An 18,098-nucleotide genomic window follows, 5' to 3' on the forward strand; every position below is an offset into this window, starting at 1 on the left:
TCAGAATCACAATTTCATTCAACTACGATCTGTGCGATTGAAAAAGACGGAAAATTAGCGATGGCCGGTGATGGTCAAGTCACAATGGGTGAACAAGTCATCATGAAAGGAACAGCGCGAAAAGTCCGTCGTATCTACAATGGCAAAGTTGTTGTCGGTTTTGCTGGCAGCGTAGCTGATGCCTTTACTTTAGAAGAAAAATTTGAAGGCAAGCTGAATGAATACAATGGAAATCTACAAAGAGCAGCGGTTGAGCTGGCACAAGAATGGCGCACACAGCAGGCTATGAAAAACCTTGAAGCCTTATTAATCGTCATGAATGACGAAGAAATGTTGTTAGTTTCTGGAAATGGCGAGGTAATTGCACCTGATGACGGTATATTAGCAATTGGTTCTGGAGGAAATTATGCATTAGCTGCAGCTAGAGCGATGAAGAAACATAATTCTGATATGAGCGCGAAAGAAATGGCCGAGAGCGCGCTGAATATTGCTGCTGATATCTGTGTCTTTACGAATCATAATATTATTGTGGAAGAAATGTAGAGGGAGGATTTCAACATGACTGAAGTTAATAAAACACCTAAAGAAATAGTGAATGAATTAGATCAATATATCATTGGACAAGATGATGCCAAACGTTCTGTAGCGATTGCCTTAAGAAATCGTTATCGCCGAATGCAATTAGAAGAAACGATGCAGCAGGAAGTGACACCGAAAAATATTCTGATGATTGGACCAACTGGTGTCGGAAAAACTGAAATCGCTCGTCGTTTGGCGCGTATTGTTAAAGCACCTTTCGTTAAAGTCGAAGCGACTAAGTTCACAGAGGTAGGGTATGTCGGTCGTGATGTAGAATCTATGGTACGTGATTTAGTAGAAAATGCGATCACGATTGTTGAAAAAGAACAGTACTCAAAAGTTTATTCACAAGCATTAAAACGCGCGAATAAACGTTTAGTAAAGATCCTGGTTCCAGGAATCAAGAAAGAGCAGAAGCAAAGTAACAATCCTTATGAACAAATGATGAATATCTTTAACCAATCACAAACTGAGCAAAAAGAAGAAGTCACAGAAGATATCAAAGTCAATCGTCAAACGGTACTTGATCAGTTGGAAAAGGGATTGTTAGATCAACGAGAAGTGAGCATTGAAATAACTGAACCTAAAAAAGCGATGCCGATGAATAATGGTTTAGAACAAATGGGAATTGATCTATCTGACACTTTGGGCGCATTGACTCCTGAGAAAAAGGTTCAGCGTACAGTAACTGTCAAAGAAGCACAGGAACTGTTAGTTAAAGAGGAACAAGCCAAATTAGTTAATGAAGGCGACATTTACACAGCAGCCATTAAATTAGCAGAAAGCTCTGGTATTATCTTCATCGATGAAATCGACAAGATCACCTCAAAATCGCAACAGAATTCTGGAGAAGTCTCTCGTGAAGGTGTCCAACGAGATATTCTTCCGATCGTTGAAGGCTCTCAAGTCAACACAAAATATGGGGCAATTCAAACGGATCACATTCTATTTATCGCTAGTGGGGCTTTCAGCTTGTCGAAGCCAAGTGACTTGATCCCTGAATTGCAAGGTCGTTTTCCTATTCGGGTTGAATTAAACGATCTTTCAGCAGAGGATTTTGTAAAAATCCTAACTGAACCAAACAATGCCTTGATTAAACAATATATTGCCTTAGTTGGTACTGAAAATGTTAGAATCATTTTCACTCAAGAGGCTATTGAACGAATCGCACAGATTGCTTTTGATGTGAATCGGGAGACAGACAATATCGGAGCTCGTCGTTTACACACAATCTTGGAAAAATTGTTGGAAGATCTTTTATTTGAAGCACCAGATATGCAAATGGGAGAGATTAAGATAACAGAAGCGTATGTGGATGAAAAACTTGCTTCAATTGCACAAAATAAAGATTTAAGCCGGTTTATTCTTTAAAAAATGGAGGGGAAAAAGTGGAAACTTTATTAGAAAAAACACGTCAGATTAATAAGCTGATGCAGCAAAAGAATGCGTTCGAACCAGCTGCAGAACTGCCTTACAATAATATGGCGCGGATTTTAGGGGATATCTTAGGCTCCTTGACCTATATTATCGGAGCAGAGGGTGAATTGTTGGGACTTAATGAGAAGATTGATATCAACACTGAGCGCGTTCGTTCATTTTTGGTTGATCGTCAGTTTCCGGATAGTTATGTATCAGAAATGAAAGAAGTCTTTAAAACCGAAGCCAATATTCCGGTGGCCAATGAATTGACTGCATTTCCGACTGAGCGTGCTGAACTTTATCCGAATGGATTGACGACGGTTATTCCGATTTTCGGGTCAGGTGAACGCTTAGGAACGATCATTTTAGCTCGCACAGAAGGAGCATTTAATGATGATGATCTTGTTTTAGCCGAATATGGTGCAACTGTTATCGGAATGGAAATACTGTATCAGCAATTTCTTAATGTTGAAGAAAAGATTCGTAGCCAAACTGCGGTCCAAATGGCGATCAGCACTCTTTCATATAGCGAATTAAAAGCAGTCAAAGCGATTTTTGACGCTTTAGAAGGCGATGAGGGTCGATTGACGGCATCAAATATCGCGGATAAGATCGGTATCACTCGCTCAGTGATCGTCAACGCTTTGCGCAAACTAGAATCCGCAGGGATTATTGAATCTCGCTCTCTAGGCATGAAGGGAACTTACTTAAAGGTTTTGAATCCGTTGTTTAAAGATGAACTGGTTCGTCACAAGTAAAACAGCCAGTCCAACTTTTCTAGTCCAATAATTACATCAGGGGAATAAGGAGTGGGATAGTTATGTCAGTAACAATTAGTAATGATTTTTTGGAAGCAACGATCAACGAAAAAGGGGCGGAGCTTGCCAGCTTACGTGCTAATAATATTGAATATATATGGCAAGCGGATCCGAAGTATTGGAACCGGCATGCACCGTTCTTGTTTCCGTTTGTCGGGCGTTTAAAAGACAATCAATATACGTATAAGGGTAAAACATATCCAATGGGGCAACACGGTTTTGCGCGAGACAAAGAGTTTAAGGTTGTTGAGCAGGCAAAAGATAAAGTGACTTTTTTACTTGAGAGTGATGAAGAAACAAAAAAAGTTTATCCATTCGACTTTGCTTTAACGATCAATTACGAAATCTGGGGTGAGGGAGTTCGCATTCGCTTCAATGTTGAAAATACTGGAACGGAAGAGATGATCTTCGCCTTAGGTGGGCATCCTGCTTTCAATATCCCATTGACGGATGACTTGAGTTTCGATGATTATTTCATTGCATTCTCGCCACAAAAATCCCGCGTGAAGATCCCATTAGAAGGACCATTTACGAATCTGGATCAGAAAACGATCGGACAGACGAATACAAATATCCAATTAAGTCATGAGCTTTTTAAAGAGGATGCATTGATTTATGAAACACGCGGTTTAAATGCCTATACGCTTGGTAGTGAAGAGTCACCTCATAGTGTGACGTTGGCATATAACAATATTCCATACGTTGGTTTGTGGTCTCCTTATCCTGCTGAAGCGCCTTTTGTTTGTATCGAGCCATGGTGGGGCTTTGCCGACACTTTAGACAGCACTGGAAGACTCGAAGATAAAGAAGGAATGAATCGCTTGGCTGCGAAGGAGAACTTTAAAACAGAGTTTTCGATTACAGTTAGCTAAAAATAGAACAAAAATAAACGAGCAATCTTGTAGTTCGCTGATAGCGTAGAAGATTGCTCGTTTATTAGTCTTTCTATTAATTAGTCAAAAGGTACTTGCCAATCATTATTATTGTGAGCAGCAAAGCATAATTCAATCTGATCGTGGTTTACTTTTTCCTCGGCTAATGGCGGCAAGTGTTCCAAGTCAAACCAATCGATTTGAATCGTTTCGATGTTTTCTTTGAAGTTTCCGCCAAGCAGTTGGCACTCTACAAAGACCTTGCAAACGCTGAATGCATAGCGAGGAGAATTATGCTTATTGCGATCTTGAATTGCGATAATTTTTAAAGGTTCAACGTTTAGCCCGCTTTCTTCTAAGGTTTCCTTCACCGCATTTTCTTTGATTGATTGATCAAAATCAACCCAACCGCCGGGTAATGACCAAAGTTCATTCTTCTCTTGGACCAGCAAAATCTTATTTTCTTTAAACACTGCCGCTCGTGTATCCAATTTTGGTGTAGGGTAACCAGCCTCTTCAGCAAAAAGCTTTCGCAATTGTGGAATTGGGATGGGAGATTGGACGGCGAGCATTTCAGTGGCAATAGAACGGATTCGATCAAATCGTTCTTTATCAAAAGGATCTTTAGTGTATGTGATTCCGGCTTGAGCAAGAGCCTGTAGTTCAATTGCCCAATCCAAAAGTTGTTCCTCCATCTATTTCTCCTTTTTGTTTAATCCGAAAGAAACTCTATTTTCTGTTCCGTCTTTAATGCGCTGAATATTTTCTCTATGACGATAAATGATATAGCAGGTCAACGCGAAACAAATGAATGTCAGCAGCAAGTTGTGTGTCGGTAAGATCAGCGGCCATATGTAAGGCAAAATAAATGACGAGAGAGTGACAAATATCGCAGAAGTAATACTCGCAGCGCTGACCATGCTGGTGATATAAAGTACGATCAAAAAGAAAACCAATGAAAAGAAAAAGAACAAGGGAGCAAATGCCAAGAGCATCCCAGCGCTAGTCGCGACTGCCTTTCCACCCTTAAAGCTTGCGAAAATGGGCAGGGTGTGTCCGATTACAGCGACTAACCCAAACCATAGCGGATTGATATCCAAATGGAAAATCGTAGGTAGTAAAGTGGCTAGGGAGCCTTTTAATAAATCCATTGCGAAGACTACGAAGCCTGCTGTTTTCCCCAGTACTCGAAACGTGTTCGTCGTTCCAGAACTATGGCTGCCAAACTCGCGTATGTCTTTCTTGAAAAAAAGTTTTCCAATCCAAATGCCGGAGGGAATAGAGCCTAAAAAATAAGCTAAGACTAAAAGTATGGCGGTTTTCATATGAATCCTCATTTCTTTGTTTGTAAGGCTATTTTAGCAGATTTCAAAAGAGTGAACAAATCCTAATCCCGTGATATACTGATTAACGTGAATAATTAAAAATTAAGTTGAGCGAGGGAATTCAAATGAGTTTTCAAAATCCTAGTCAAGAAAAAATTTTCCAGTATTTAAACGAAGCCAAAGTGATTGCAGTAGTAGGCCTGAGCGACAATCCTGAAAAAACCAGTTATCAAATCGCTGATGTACTAAAAGTTCATGGCTACAAATTATACGGTGTCAATCCGAAATTAGCCGGTCAAACAGTCAATGAGATTCCAGTTGTAGAAAATTTATCTGCTGTACCTGAAACGATCGATATCGTAGATGTTTTTAGACGAAGTGAATTTTTACCAGCCGTTGCTGAAGATTTTTTAAAGACGGATGCTAAAGTTTTTTGGGCACAGCTTGGTTTATTCAGCGCTGAAGCAGCAGAAATGTTGCGAGCTCAAGGGCGTAACGACATTGTGATGGACCGCTGTGTGAAGATCGAATTGAACAAAAAAGCTTAGTAAATTGGTTGATTTTCTTAAAAAAAAAGCTTAAAATGCCTTTTCAGCAACAGGAGAGGCTTTTTTTTTGAGCTTTTTTAGCGTATCATACAAATGATGTACTTTGGAAAAGAATGCCAGTTCAATTTTACCATTTCTTCTCTTTGCTTCAGTAGGATTGGAAGAATGGTATGTGTACGAGAATTTTTTGCATCAAACAAATTCGGACCCACTAGAGAGTTAGCTCAGTGAAAGTAGGTTAGCAACTTTGTTGAATGATATATGGTATTCGAATCAAACTAATTTCTCTGCAAAAATTGGTTTATTAAAACGAATAAGGATGTCAGTTCAACTTTTTTCAGGAGATTTAATCTGAAAATTAACTAACAAGATTGACCAGATTAATGTTCAAGCATTTTAGTTGAATGATATACGACATTCGAATCAAACTAATTTTTCTTGAAAATTAATTCATTAAAACGAATAAGGAGCTGTAGGATTGGCTAAGATGAACAATGAATATAATGACGCTTCGATCCAGGTACTAGAAGGATTAGAGGCGGTTAGAAAACGGCCAGGAATGTATATTGGTTCGACTGATAGTCGCGGATTACATCACTTGGTTTATGAAATCGTCGATAATGCAGTCGATGAGGCATTGTCTGGCTTCGGGAATGAGATCGAAGTGACGCTTCATCCAGACAATAGTGTAGAAGTAAGTGATAAGGGCCGCGGGATGCCAGTCGGGATGCACGCTTCAGGAATTCCGACGGTTGAGGTCATCTTCACGATTCTTCATGCTGGTGGGAAATTTGGACAAGGGGGATACAAGACCTCTGGTGGATTGCACGGTGTAGGCGCCAGTGTAGTTAACGCCCTTTCAGAATGGTTGAACGTGACGATTGTTCGCGATGGCGTTGAATATCGCGAAGAATTTAAGGACGGCGGAAAACCCCAAGGAACCTTGAAAAAAATCGGTAAGACCCGTAAATCAAATGGTACTACGGTCCATTTCTTACCGGATGCACAAATTTTTTCAACCTTGCATTTTTCATACGACACCTTATCTGAACGACTAAGAGAATCGGCCTTCTTACTGCGTGGTGTTAAGATAACTTTGACGGATCTTCGTGGAGAAGAGAGCGTATCTGAGGTCTTCCATTTTGAAGAAGGAATTAAGGAATTTGTTGAATACTTAAATGAAGATAAAGATACCTTGACACCTGTTGTTTACTTTTCAGGTGAGCGAGACGGAATTGAAGTTGAATTTTCATATCAATACAACGATGGCTACTCAGAAAATCTTCTATCATTTGTTAATAATGTGCGGACTAAAGATGGCGGTACTCACGAATCAGGTATGAAAACTTCTATGACTAAAGCTTTTAACGAGTATGCACGTAAATCGGGCTTGTTGAAAGAAAAAGATAAAAATTTAGAAGGTTCGGATTTTCGTGAAGGATTATCTGCGGTACTCTCTGTTCGGATTCCAGAAAACCTCCTACAATTTGAAGGTCAAACAAAAGAAAAATTAGGAACTCCTGCTGCTCGTGGTGCGGTCGACAACGTTATCGGTGAACAGATGGGTTTCTATTTACAGGAAAACAGTGAGAATAGCCAAATGCTGGTTCGTAAAGCGATCAAAGCTCGTGAGGCTCGTGAAGCAGCTCGCAAAGCTCGTGAGGAAAGCCGTAACGGCAAGAAACGTAAAAAAGGTGAGTCTCTACTATCCGGGAAGCTGACTCCTGCACAATCTCGTAATGCGGCTAAAAATGAATTATTCCTAGTCGAAGGGGATTCCGCCGGTGGATCAGCGAAGCAAGGTCGCGATCGGAAGTTCCAAGCGATCCTTCCATTACGAGGAAAAGTTATCAATACCGAAAAAGCTAAAATGCAGGATATTCTAAAGAACGAAGAAATTAACACCATGATCTATACGATCGGTTCGGGTGTAGGTCCGGAGTTTTCAATCGAAGACTGCAATTACGACAAAGTTATCATCATGACCGATGCGGATACCGATGGTGCCCATATCCAAGTCTTGCTTTTGACATTCTTCTATCGTTACATGAAACCATTGATCGAAGCTGGGAAAGTTTACATTGCCTTACCACCGTTGTACAAAGTTTCCAAAGGTGCCGGACGTAAGCAAGTAATCGAATACGCATGGACGGACGATGAATTACAAGAAGTTACAAGAAAAGTCGGTAAAGGTTATATGCTGCAACGTTACAAAGGGCTTGGGGAAATGAATGCGGAACAATTATGGGAAACGACAATGGATCCAGAATATCGGACATTGGTGCGAGTACGGATTGACGATGCCGCTCAAGCAGAACGTCGTGTGACGACCTTGATGGGAGATAAAGTGGAACCGAGACGTAAGTGGATCGAGAAGCATGTCCAATTTACTTTAGAAGAAGACGGCAGCTTGCTGGATAACAAAGAGGAAGTACAGGCGGTACCAGTAGCTGAACAACTAGAAGAAGAAACAACTGACGATAAAGTAAAAATAATCAGTTTATTTGATGAGTAGGAGGTGGTCAAAGAATGGAATCTAATCATTCAATTCAAGAATTAACATTGGAAGAAGTAATGGGTGACCGTTTTGGCCGCTATTCAAAATATATTATTCAAGAGCGGGCCTTACCGGATATTCGTGACGGTTTAAAACCTGTACAACGTCGGATTTTGTATGCAATGAACAAAGATGGCAATACCTATGACAAAGGATTCCGAAAATCAGCGAAATCAGTCGGAAATATTATGGGTAACTACCATCCTCATGGCGATAGTTCGATCTATGAAGCGATGGTGCGTATGAGTCAAGATTGGAAACTACGACAAGTTCTGATCGAAATGCACGGAAATAACGGTTCGATGGATGGAGATCCACCAGCTGCGATGCGTTATACGGAAGCGCGTTTATCTCAACTGAGCGGAGAAATGTTGAAAGATATCGAAAAAGATACGGTTGATTTAGTTTGGAACTTTGATGATACAGAAAAAGAACCGACCGTATTACCAGCTGCTTATCCTAATTTGCTGGTCAATGGTTCAACCGGGATTTCTGCCGGATACGCAACTGAGATTCCAACGCATAACTTGACCGAGGTCATTGACGGTGCTATCTATTTGATCGATCACCCAAATGCTAGTTTGGATAAAATCATGGAATTCATTCCTGGGCCTGATTTCCCAACTGGAGGAATTCTACAAGGAAAAGCTGAAATTAAGAAAGCCTATGAAACTGGTAAGGGCAAAGTAATTCTTCGTTCGAAAACCTCGATTGAACCATTAAAAGGCGGTAAACAACAGATTGTCATTCATGAAATCCCTTATGAAGTCAATAAGGCTGTGTTAGTGAAGAAAATGGATGAGATTCGTTTGAGTAAAAAAATTGATGGAATTGCGGAAGTCCGTGATGAATCAGACCGTACCGGTTTGCAAGTAGTGGTTGAACTGAAAAAGGATGCAAATGCAGAAGGGATCTTGAATTACTTATTCAAGAATACTGATTTGCAGATCAACTATAACTTTAATATGGTTGCGATTGATAATATGACGCCGCAGCAGGTAGGCTTGAAACACATCTTGGAGAGCTATATTGTTCATCGTAAAGATGTAATCACAAAACGGAGTCAGTACGAACTGGCGAAGGCACAGAAACGTCAACACATTGTTGAAGGTCTGATTAAAGCCCTATCGATTTTAGATGAAGTCATTGCGACAATTCGCGGCAGTAAAGATAAAAAAGATGCAAAAAACAACTTAGTCGAACGCTTCGAATTTAGTGAAGAACAAGCTGAGGCAATTGTGACTTTGCAGTTATATCGCCTGACCAATACGGATATTACGCAATTAGAAAAGGAAGCCGAAGAGTTAGCTGCTGAAATTAAAGAACTGCTTTTAATTTTGGACAGCGAAAAAGAATTGCACAAAGTCATGAAGCAAGAGCTACGTCAAATCAAAAAAAATTATGGTAATGATCGCATGACTCAGATTGAAGATGAAATCACTGAGATCAAGATTGAAACAGAAGTACTGATCGCTCAAGAAGATGTCATTGTAACTTTAACAAAAGAAGGCTATCTGAAACGCAGCAGCTTGCGTTCTTATAATGCCTCGCGTCCTGATGAACATGGGATGAAAGATGGCGACTCGATTATCTTCATCGAAAAACTGAATACACTGGATCACTTATTGATTTTGACTAATCACGGGAATATGATTTATCGCCCTGTTCACGAAATCACTGAGTTGAAATGGAAAGATGTTGGGGAACATATTTCGCAAACGATCACGAATCTCTCTATGAGTGAAGAGATCATTGCAGCATTCCCATATAAAGAAATCGACGCGAACAAGCTCTTCATCTTCATGAGCAGAGAAGGCATGATCAAACAGACCCGGATGACTGAATTTTCACCTTGGAGGACCTATCGCAGTCGTCCTACAACAGCAATGAAAATGAAAAATGATACTGACCAAATTGTTTCTGTCTATTTAACAGATGATGTTCGCAATGTGGATGTATTCATTGCGTCACATCGCGCCTTTGGTCTACGCTATCCTCTTGAAGAAGTACCGATAGTCGGCTCAAAGGCAGCAGGGGTTAAGGCAATTAATCTAAAAGAAGGCGATTATGTGGTAGCTGGTGCATTAGTACCATCGGAAGGTGATTCGCCGATGCTGTTACTGAGTCAACGGGGTGCTGCTAAGCGTATGCTAGCCCAAGAATTACCACAGCTAGGCCGTGCAAAACGTGGATTGATGATTTTCCGTGAGTTGAAGAAAAATCCTCATCGTTTAGTTTATATGACTACTCAAACAGAAGGAAAACTTGTTTTGACGACTAGCAAAGGAACCGAAAAGGAACTAGAAATTTCGAACGTTGCTATCAGTGATCGGATTTCGAATGGAACATTCGCAATTGATGAGAAACAAGAAGGAGAACTTTACTCCGTCACTCAGCCGCAGGAGTTAGTCGAAGATTAGAATCTGTACTACAAGAATATATAACAGCTGGACATCTGTTTTAAAACAGATGTCCGTTTTTTTTGTCACAAATTAGCCATTATTTCCAATTATTAGAAAAAATATTTAAGCTCGTTAATACGGATTAGTGCCTTTATATCAGGGGTTTAACCACAATCCTGAAAACTTTTTTCTTTCTAATCAATCTTTCACAAGGAAAGGCTTGCATAAAAGTTTTTATGTGTTATACTTTGTTCGTAAAGCTGTAGCAATAAAGTTTTTATATTCTAAGGAGGTCCTTTTGAAATGGGAACTGCAACAAACGAACTAGATAAGATGAACAACACAGAAAAGTCTGCTTGGGAAGGGTTTAACGGACGTTTATGGAGAAGCGAGATCAATGTTCGCGACTTCATCCAAACAAACTATACACCTTATGAAGGCGCTGCCGAATTTTTGGCTGAGCCAACTGAAGCAACTAACAAACTATGGGGCAAGTTACAAGAACTTCAAAAACAAGAACGTGAAAACGGCGGCGTATTAGACATGGAAGCAGATGTTGTCTCTGCGGCTAATGCTTATGGTGCTGGATATATCGACGAAAGCTTGAAAGACGAAGAAGCAATTGTTGGTATTCAAACTGACAAACCTTTGAAACGTGCATTCATGCCTTATGGTGGTATCCGCATGGCTGAAGAATCACTTGAAAGATATGGCTACACTCCAAATCCTAAATATACTGAAATCTTTAATGATTATCATAAAACACATAACCAAGCGGTCTTTGATGTTTACACACCAGAAATTCGTGCGGCTCGTCGTGCGAAGATCATTACTGGACTTCCTGATACTTATGGTCGTGGTCGTATTGTTGGTGACTACCGTCGTATTGCTTTATACGGTATTGATTTCTTAATGCAAGAAAAATTAAAAGATCACGCGAATTGCGGTCATGGTCAATTCACTGAAGAAGATATTCGTTTACGTGAAGAAATCAGCGACCAATACAAAGCGTTGAAACGTATCAAAGAGATGGCTGCTTCTTATGGATTTGATATCTCTCGCCCAGCAGAAGATGCTAAAGAGGCGGTTCAATGGACTTACTTTGGATATTTAGCAGCGATCAAAGAACAAAATGGTGCGGCAATGTCTATCGGCCGTGTTTCTACTTTCTTGGATATCTACATTCAACGTGATATCGAAAAAGGCCTTCTAACAGAAGAAAAAGCCCAAGAATTGATCGACCACTTAGTAATGAAATTACGTATGGTTAAATTCGCACGTATCCCTTCATACAACGAACTATTCTCAGGTGATCCAGTTTGGGCAACCTTATCAATCGCTGGTATGGGTATGGATGGACGTACTTTAGTAACTAAGAACGATTTCCGTTTCTTACACACATTGGAAAATATGGGACCATCACCAGAACCAAACTTAACTGTTTTATATTCTTCTCGTTTACCAGAAGGGTTCAAAGACTATGCAGCAAAAATTTCTATCGATACTTCTTCGATTCAATATGAAAACGACGATGTTATGCGTCCAGTGTGGTTAGATGATTATGCGATCTGCTGCTGTGTATCTGCGACACAAACAGGGAAAGAAATGCAATTCTTCGGTGCTCGTGCCAACTTGGCGAAAGCTTTGTTATACGCGATCAACGGCGGGGTTGATGAAAAATCTAAAGCACAAGTCGGACCTGATTTCCGTCCAATCGAATCAGACGATGCGCTTGATTTTGATGAAGTAATGGCTAAATATGATGAAGTGTTGGAATGGTTAGCTGGCATGTATGTAAATACATTGAATGCAATCCACTACATGCACGATAAATATTATTACGAAGCTGCTGAATTAGCGTTGATGGATACAGACTTGAAACGTACATTCGCGACTGGGATCGCTGGATTCTCACACGTTGTCGATTCATTAGCTGCAATCAAATATGCAAATGTTTTCCCAATTCGTGATGAAGACGGCATTGTGACTGACTTCAAGATCGATGGCGAGTTCCCTAAATATGGTAATGACGACGCACGTGCGGATGATTTAGCAGTTTGGGTATTGAAAACATTTATGGAAAAACTTGAACATTACCATACTTACCGTAATTCAGAACCAACAACGTCAATCTTAACGATTACTTCAAACGTTGTTTATGGTAAAGCAACTGGTACAATGCCAGACGGACGTAAAGCTGGCGAACCATTGGCTCCAGGTGCAAACCCATCTTACGGGGCAGAACAAAATGGTCTACTAGCTTCACTTAACTCATTGACAAAATTACCTTACGAATATGCATTAGATGGGATCTCAAATACCCAAAGTATTAATCCCGATGCATTAGGTCATGATGAGGATGAACGTATTGAAAACTTAACAAACGTTCTTGATGGCTACTTCGATCAAGGTGCTCATCACTTAAACGTGAATGTTTTCGGCAAAGAAAAATTAATTGATGCAATGGAACATCCAGAAAAAGAAGAATATGCAAACTTCACGATTCGCGTTTCTGGTTACGCTGTTAAATTCATCGATTTAACTCGCGAACAACAAGAAGATGTAATCAGCCGTACATTCCACGCAAAAATGTAATTGCTGATTCCAATAATTGAATGTATAGTAAGGGCGGATGGACGGAAAGTCTATTCGCCTTACTTTTACGAGTTACTCTTCACATGTTTAATGCGTTAGAGAAATCGTATACGCTCGAAAATAAACTCATCTTTGTGGTTTTGAAAAATGATTCCATTACCTAGAGATAGTTATCAGTCTTACTCTTTGCTTCAGCAAAGTTAGTAGGTTGGTATGCGTGATGAGGATCAAACTCGTTATAATGAATTGGCTTTAATTTCCTTAGCTCTTTCATATGAACTAGAGAAACGATAGAACAGTGAAAATTAACACTTTAAAAAATTACATATATTAGAGGGGGACTGTTTATGTCTACTGTGGCTGAACAACCTATTGTCGGAAATGTCCATTCAATCGAAAGTTTTGGATCTGTAGACGGACCTGGTGTACGTTTTATTGTATTTATGCAGGGATGTCGGATGCGATGTCAATTTTGCCATAATCCTGATACTTGGAAAATCAATGATCCGAAAGCCAAAAAGCGGACGGCGGATGACATTTTAAAAGAAGCATTGAACTATAAGAGTTATTGGGGCAAAAAAGGCGGTATTACCGTAAGTGGCGGTGAACCATTGTTGCAAATTGATTTCTTGATTGATCTGTTTAAAAAAGCCAAAGCAATGGGAATCAACACGACTTTAGATAGCTGCGGAAAACCCTTCACTTTTGAAGAGCCGTTCTTCTCTAAATTTGAAGAATTGATGCAATATACAGATTTGATTTTGTTTGATATCAAACAAATTGACAATCAGAAACATAAAGAATTGACCGGTCAAGGAAACGAAAACATTTTGGAAATGGCGAAATACCTTTCAGATATCAATAAACCTGTTTGGATTCGTCATGTATTAGTCCCGTTCAGAAGCGACTATGATGAATTTCTGATTCGTTTGGATACGTTTATCAAAAGCTTGAACAACGTTGATAAAGTGGAAATTTTACCTTATCATACGATGGGCAAATATAAATGGGAAGAAATGGGAATGAAATATCCTTTAGAAGGAATTGAACCACCTACAGATGATCGTGTGGAGAATGCAAAAAAATTGCTTCACACAGAAGATTACAAGGGCTATTTGAAACGCAAAAACTAAGACAAAAAGGATCAGGCAGACTTTTCTGCTTGATCTTTATTTGATTATAACTAAATCTGTCTGAAAATAAGTGGCAGGTTGTTGCTCTTTTGCTTTTTTTTGATATGATAAAGAAGAACTTATTTAAAGGAGCGATTCAACTATGGGAAAAGTTTTAATTTTTGGACACCAAAATCCTGATACTGACGCAATCGGGGCAGCAATTGCTTTTGCGAACTTGCAAAAAGAATTAGGTGTCGATGCGGAAGCAGTAGCACTTGGAACACCAAATGAAGAAACACAATTTGCATTAGACCATTTCGGTTTGGCAGCTCCACGTGTGGTGGAAAAAATCGCCGCTGAAACAAATGATGTGATGTTAGTCGACCACAATGAATTTCAACAAAGCGTGGCAGATATCGAAGACTTAACTATTTTAGCGGTTGTCGATCATCACCGCATCGCAAATTTCCAAACGGCGAACCCACTATATTATCGTGCAGAACCAGTTGGTTGTACATCAACGATTGTGTTGAAGCTGTACAAAGAAAATAATGTTGCAGTTCCAGCAAAAATTGCAGGTATGATGCTCTCAGCGATCGTTTCTGATACTTTACTATTTAAATCACCAACATGTACACAAGAGGATATTGATGCAGCGAATGAGCTAGCTGAAATCGCCAGTGTCGATTTAAACAGCTATGGGTTGGATCTGCTGAAAGCTGGAACAAACTTAGGGACTAAATCTGAAGCTGAATTATTAGATTTAGACGCGAAGTCATTCCCGATGGCTGACAAAACTGTTCGTATCGCACAAGTAAATACTGTTGATTTAGACGAAGTATTTACTCGACAGGCAGCTTTGCGCGACGCTATGTTAGCTGAGAACGTGAAAAATGGCTACGATTTATTCTTACTATTGGTAACGAACGTACTGGATTCTGATTCAGAATTGTTAGTAGCTGGTGAACCAAGAGAAATGGTGACAGAAGCCTTTAAAGTAAAACTTGAAAATGACCGAGCATTCTTACCAGGCGTTGTTTCTAGAAAAAAACAAATCGTTCCTCAATTAACAGAAGCCTTTGAAAAATAATTTAAAAAAAGTGGACTTTCAGAAGTCCACTTTTTTGTGGAAATTTTTAAATAGGATTATAATTCGGATGGATATCTATAGCTAGAAAGTAACGATAGTTTTATGGTTACTACTTCCAATGAGAAAAGAGGCTGTCATGGAAATAATTACAGGCGATAAAAAGATTCAACAAAATTTAAATCGTTCTGAGATTCAAGAAATAGTGAGTTACTTTCAGGGGTTAAATGAATCGGTGATACTGCGTGAGATTCGACAGGCTTTTCCTCAACAGAAACATTTAGATAAAAACCTAGATTTTTTGGTCGATCATCAGATTCTTTTGCGTCAAAATCGCCGCTATCAGTTTTGTTTGAATACTATAGAAGTGAATCCTACAATCGAAAAAGTTGAGTGTTTTTTACATGACTCAAGTGCTGATTACACTACGGAACAGTTATTGGTTTGGTTAGGTGAGGAAGCGTGGAGCGACAGGTTAGAAAAAACAATGGCAATTGATTTTCCTTTAGCCTTTCGTAATCATCTAGAAAATAAGCATTTTCGAATTGTGACAATCAATCGAGGTGGTGATCTAACAGCAACACTACCTAATTATTTTTCCAATGTAGATGAACCAGCGCTATTTCCAGAATTAGCGACACTAATTGGTGACGTAAATCCTGAATTTTTTATGAATCAAATAGAGCTCGTATTTGATCGAGTTTTGTCTGGTCGAGCGCCTCGTAGGGAATCGATCTTTTTGAAGAGTTTGTTAGCGAGCGAAATGATCGTCTCACAACCAGAATGGCAGATGCTGATTCCTGTCTATGAGGAAGTTCCATCCCTTGATTGGACACAGCAGTTGGACAGTGATTCGCGATTCTTTTTTGCCAGACAATTGGCAGAGCGTTTATTAGATAAGCACGAGAGTTTTACGTATTTGATTAAGAAGAAGGCATGAATCATGCAAAGAATTATCAAGGCAATAATTTTGATCGTTAGTTTTTTGCTAGTGTTTGGTGGCATCTATTATGCAAAAGTTCGCTATTTCAGCCCAGGGACGCTGGCGAAACAAAAAGGCATCGAATACTCTAATGTTCCGACGGTCTTTATCCATGGATATGAAGGGAACTCCTTCTCTTTTGGGCCGCTTTTGCGGCAGTTAGAAAGAGAAAATGTTGCTAAACGGGAAATGACGATCGTCGTTCAAGAGGACGGCAAGTTAACAGTAGAAGGAAAACTGAAAAACAATCGTGATAATCCAACGATTATGGTTCTGTTTGCAAAAGATGTGGCTGATGAAATTACTCAAAGCCGCTGGATCGATAAGGTGATGCGCTACTTATATCAGCAAAAAATTTCACGAGTCAACTTAGTTAGTCATTCGATGGGCGGAGTTTCGACATTGCGCTATTTATTAGAATACGCAGATGACAGAACGCCTCAAACGGAGCGTTTCGTCACGATTGCGGCGCCATTTAATGATCTTGAGATTGCTGAAGACACAGAAGAAATATTTGCTTATGAGTTGACTGAGAAAGGGCCAAGTGGAGAAACGCCGATCTATCAATACTTTGATCATGCCATGGAGAAGCTGCCTCCGAATTTGCAAGTTCTCGATGTAGCTGGGGATTTGAAGGATGGCACAGAAAGCGATGGGTCTGTTTCGACCCACAGCGCATTTGCTTTGCGTTTACTGTTTCAAAAGCATGCTAAGAGTTACCAAGAGCTGATCGTTACCAAAAAGAGCGGTGGGCACTCAGCCATCACTAAAAGTACTGAACTTAAAACAAAACTAATCGATTTTCTTTGGAAAAAGACAGCTTGAAGCTAAAGCCTCAGGCTGTCTTTTTGGCGTTTACGGACCTTTTTCGTCCAAAAGCCCCCGGAAATGTATTTTGGTTCGTAGGAGATAATAAAGGCGCGCTCTTCAACTTCCTTAATCAACGTGTACAGTGTCCGTTCGGTTTTGCGAGGGGACAGAATCTCTAGTACCATTCGTCCGCCCTCCAAGCCTTCGCCATAAGATTGCGTGACACCGTAACCATGTTCTCGCAAAATGCGAGGTAGACTGATCTCTTGGTCGGTATTCGTCGGTAATATAACAGTTACCATGATATAGCCTAGTGCCAGTTTGTCTTCTATTTTTATGCCAACACTGACGCCGATTGCATATCCTAACGCATAAGTTAAAAGGTTAAGAGGGTTATCCAATCGATCTAAAACCATCGAAAGCCCGAGGATATAAATGGTAATTTCCACCATGCTCATCAGAGGGGCTAAGAGCCGGTATCCCTTCATTGTTAGCATAAATCGAAGTGTATTCAATGTAACGTAAGCAAAATTGATAAAAAAGATCATTGCTAGCATCTTGATGTCGACCATTATTAAACCTCCTTGATCCAAATAGTTTCATATTTTATTGATTTATTTCATCTTTGATTTGTTCTATTAGCACTAGCCTAACGATAATTTTGGCAAAAGGCAAACAGAAGGAACGAAGAATAAAGGAATTTCTTTATTTTTTGTCAGAAAAACAGTCACAGCAAATAATTATTGTTATTTATTGGCGAATAATGGATTTTTTTAAAAGAATTGAAAAATTTACCTTCTATTTTAAATCTTATTATAATATAATGTTAGGTAGGGGCATTTAATAATGTAAAGAAAAATATATAAAACGCTTGATACGTTATTTAATAAAGGATTTTGTTATTATAATAGAACGAGGTTTGTTTTTATTATTAAACTTTACTCATTAAAATGCAATTTAAGGACGCTTTAGCGTTCGTTTAAAAAGGT

Annotated in this window: 15 protein-coding genes; 12 read left to right on the top strand and 3 right to left on the bottom strand. The window is 39.5% G+C overall.

Going from position 1 to position 18,098, the window contains the following annotated elements:
• The 4 genes from hslV to AC4J95_RS10390 all read left to right on the top strand — a co-directional run.
• Positions 1 to 543, top strand: a 543-nt coding sequence (gene hslV, locus AC4J95_RS10375; RefSeq protein ID WP_494549831.1) for an ATP-dependent protease subunit HslV, incomplete at its 5' end; no start/stop codon positions are given.
• Between the two features lie 15 nt (positions 544 to 558).
• Positions 559 to 1,950 (top strand): ATP-dependent protease ATPase subunit HslU, encoded by a 1,392-nt coding sequence (gene hslU, locus AC4J95_RS10380; protein WP_316401669.1) that lies wholly within the window; start codon positions 559 to 561, stop codon positions 1,948 to 1,950.
• Positions 1,951 to 1,967: 17 nt separating this feature from the next.
• On the top strand, positions 1,968 to 2,756 hold the full coding sequence (gene codY / locus AC4J95_RS10385; RefSeq protein ID WP_494549832.1) for a GTP-sensing pleiotropic transcriptional regulator CodY: 789 nt from the start codon (positions 1,968 to 1,970) through the stop codon (positions 2,754 to 2,756).
• A gap of 62 nt (positions 2,757 to 2,818) precedes the next feature.
• The gene (locus AC4J95_RS10390; RefSeq protein WP_494549833.1) at positions 2,819 to 3,688 is read left to right on the top strand and encodes an aldose 1-epimerase family protein; all 870 of its coding nucleotides are present in this window, start codon (positions 2,819 to 2,821) and stop codon (positions 3,686 to 3,688) included.
• 80 nt (positions 3,689 to 3,768) lie between these two features.
• Here the strand turns inward: AC4J95_RS10390 and AC4J95_RS10395 are convergent, their stop codons facing one another.
• Both AC4J95_RS10395 and plsY read right to left on the bottom strand, forming a co-directional pair.
• Positions 3,769 to 4,383 carry an NUDIX hydrolase N-terminal domain-containing protein gene (locus AC4J95_RS10395; RefSeq protein WP_494549834.1) on the bottom strand — a complete coding sequence of 205 codons (615 nt, stop codon included), beginning with the start codon at positions 4,381 to 4,383 and terminating at the stop codon, positions 3,769 to 3,771.
• Entirely contained in the window at positions 4,384 to 5,013 is a 630-nt protein-coding gene (gene plsY / locus AC4J95_RS10400) for a glycerol-3-phosphate 1-O-acyltransferase PlsY (RefSeq protein WP_494549835.1), read from the bottom strand. It lies immediately after the preceding gene.
• Between the two features lie 125 nt (positions 5,014 to 5,138).
• Here plsY and AC4J95_RS10405 point away from each other — a divergent pair, with 125 nt between their 5' ends.
• From AC4J95_RS10405 to AC4J95_RS10440, 8 genes are all read left to right on the top strand, one after another.
• Complete coding sequence (locus tag AC4J95_RS10405) at positions 5,139 to 5,561, top strand: CoA-binding protein (RefSeq protein ID WP_316401664.1); 423 nt, start codon at positions 5,139 to 5,141, stop codon at positions 5,559 to 5,561.
• A gap of 487 nt (positions 5,562 to 6,048) precedes the next feature.
• Positions 6,049 to 8,076: a DNA topoisomerase IV subunit B gene (parE, locus tag AC4J95_RS10410; protein ID WP_494549879.1), complete on the top strand. Its 2,028-nt coding sequence runs from the start codon at positions 6,049 to 6,051 to the stop codon at positions 8,074 to 8,076.
• A 14-nt stretch (positions 8,077 to 8,090) separates the two neighbouring features.
• The gene (parC, locus tag AC4J95_RS10415; RefSeq protein ID WP_494549836.1) at positions 8,091 to 10,538 is read left to right on the top strand and encodes a DNA topoisomerase IV subunit A; all 2,448 of its coding nucleotides are present in this window, start codon (positions 8,091 to 8,093) and stop codon (positions 10,536 to 10,538) included.
• Positions 10,539 to 10,823: 285 nt separating this feature from the next.
• The gene (gene pflB / locus AC4J95_RS10420) at positions 10,824 to 13,115 is read left to right on the top strand and encodes a formate C-acetyltransferase (RefSeq protein WP_316401662.1); all 2,292 of its coding nucleotides are present in this window, start codon (positions 10,824 to 10,826) and stop codon (positions 13,113 to 13,115) included.
• A gap of 347 nt (positions 13,116 to 13,462) precedes the next feature.
• Complete coding sequence (gene pflA, locus AC4J95_RS10425) at positions 13,463 to 14,248, top strand: pyruvate formate-lyase-activating protein (RefSeq protein WP_316401661.1); 786 nt, start codon at positions 13,463 to 13,465, stop codon at positions 14,246 to 14,248.
• A gap of 142 nt (positions 14,249 to 14,390) precedes the next feature.
• Entirely contained in the window at positions 14,391 to 15,320 is a 930-nt protein-coding gene (locus AC4J95_RS10430; protein WP_494549837.1) for a manganese-dependent inorganic pyrophosphatase, read from the top strand.
• Between the two features lie 136 nt (positions 15,321 to 15,456).
• Positions 15,457 to 16,257 (top strand): DUF1803 domain-containing protein, encoded by an 801-nt coding sequence (locus tag AC4J95_RS10435; protein ID WP_494549838.1) that lies wholly within the window; start codon positions 15,457 to 15,459, stop codon positions 16,255 to 16,257.
• 3 nt (positions 16,258 to 16,260) lie between these two features.
• Entirely contained in the window at positions 16,261 to 17,124 is an 864-nt protein-coding gene (locus tag AC4J95_RS10440) for an alpha/beta hydrolase (protein WP_316401658.1), read from the top strand.
• A 2-nt stretch (positions 17,125 to 17,126) separates the two neighbouring features.
• Here the strand turns inward: AC4J95_RS10440 and AC4J95_RS10445 are convergent, their stop codons facing one another.
• Complete coding sequence (locus tag AC4J95_RS10445) at positions 17,127 to 17,681, bottom strand: DUF2179 domain-containing protein (RefSeq protein ID WP_316401657.1); 555 nt, start codon at positions 17,679 to 17,681, stop codon at positions 17,127 to 17,129.
• Positions 17,682 to 18,098: the final 417 nt, after the last annotated feature.

The organism is Enterococcus sp. GPZ-007 (assembly GCF_059374735.1).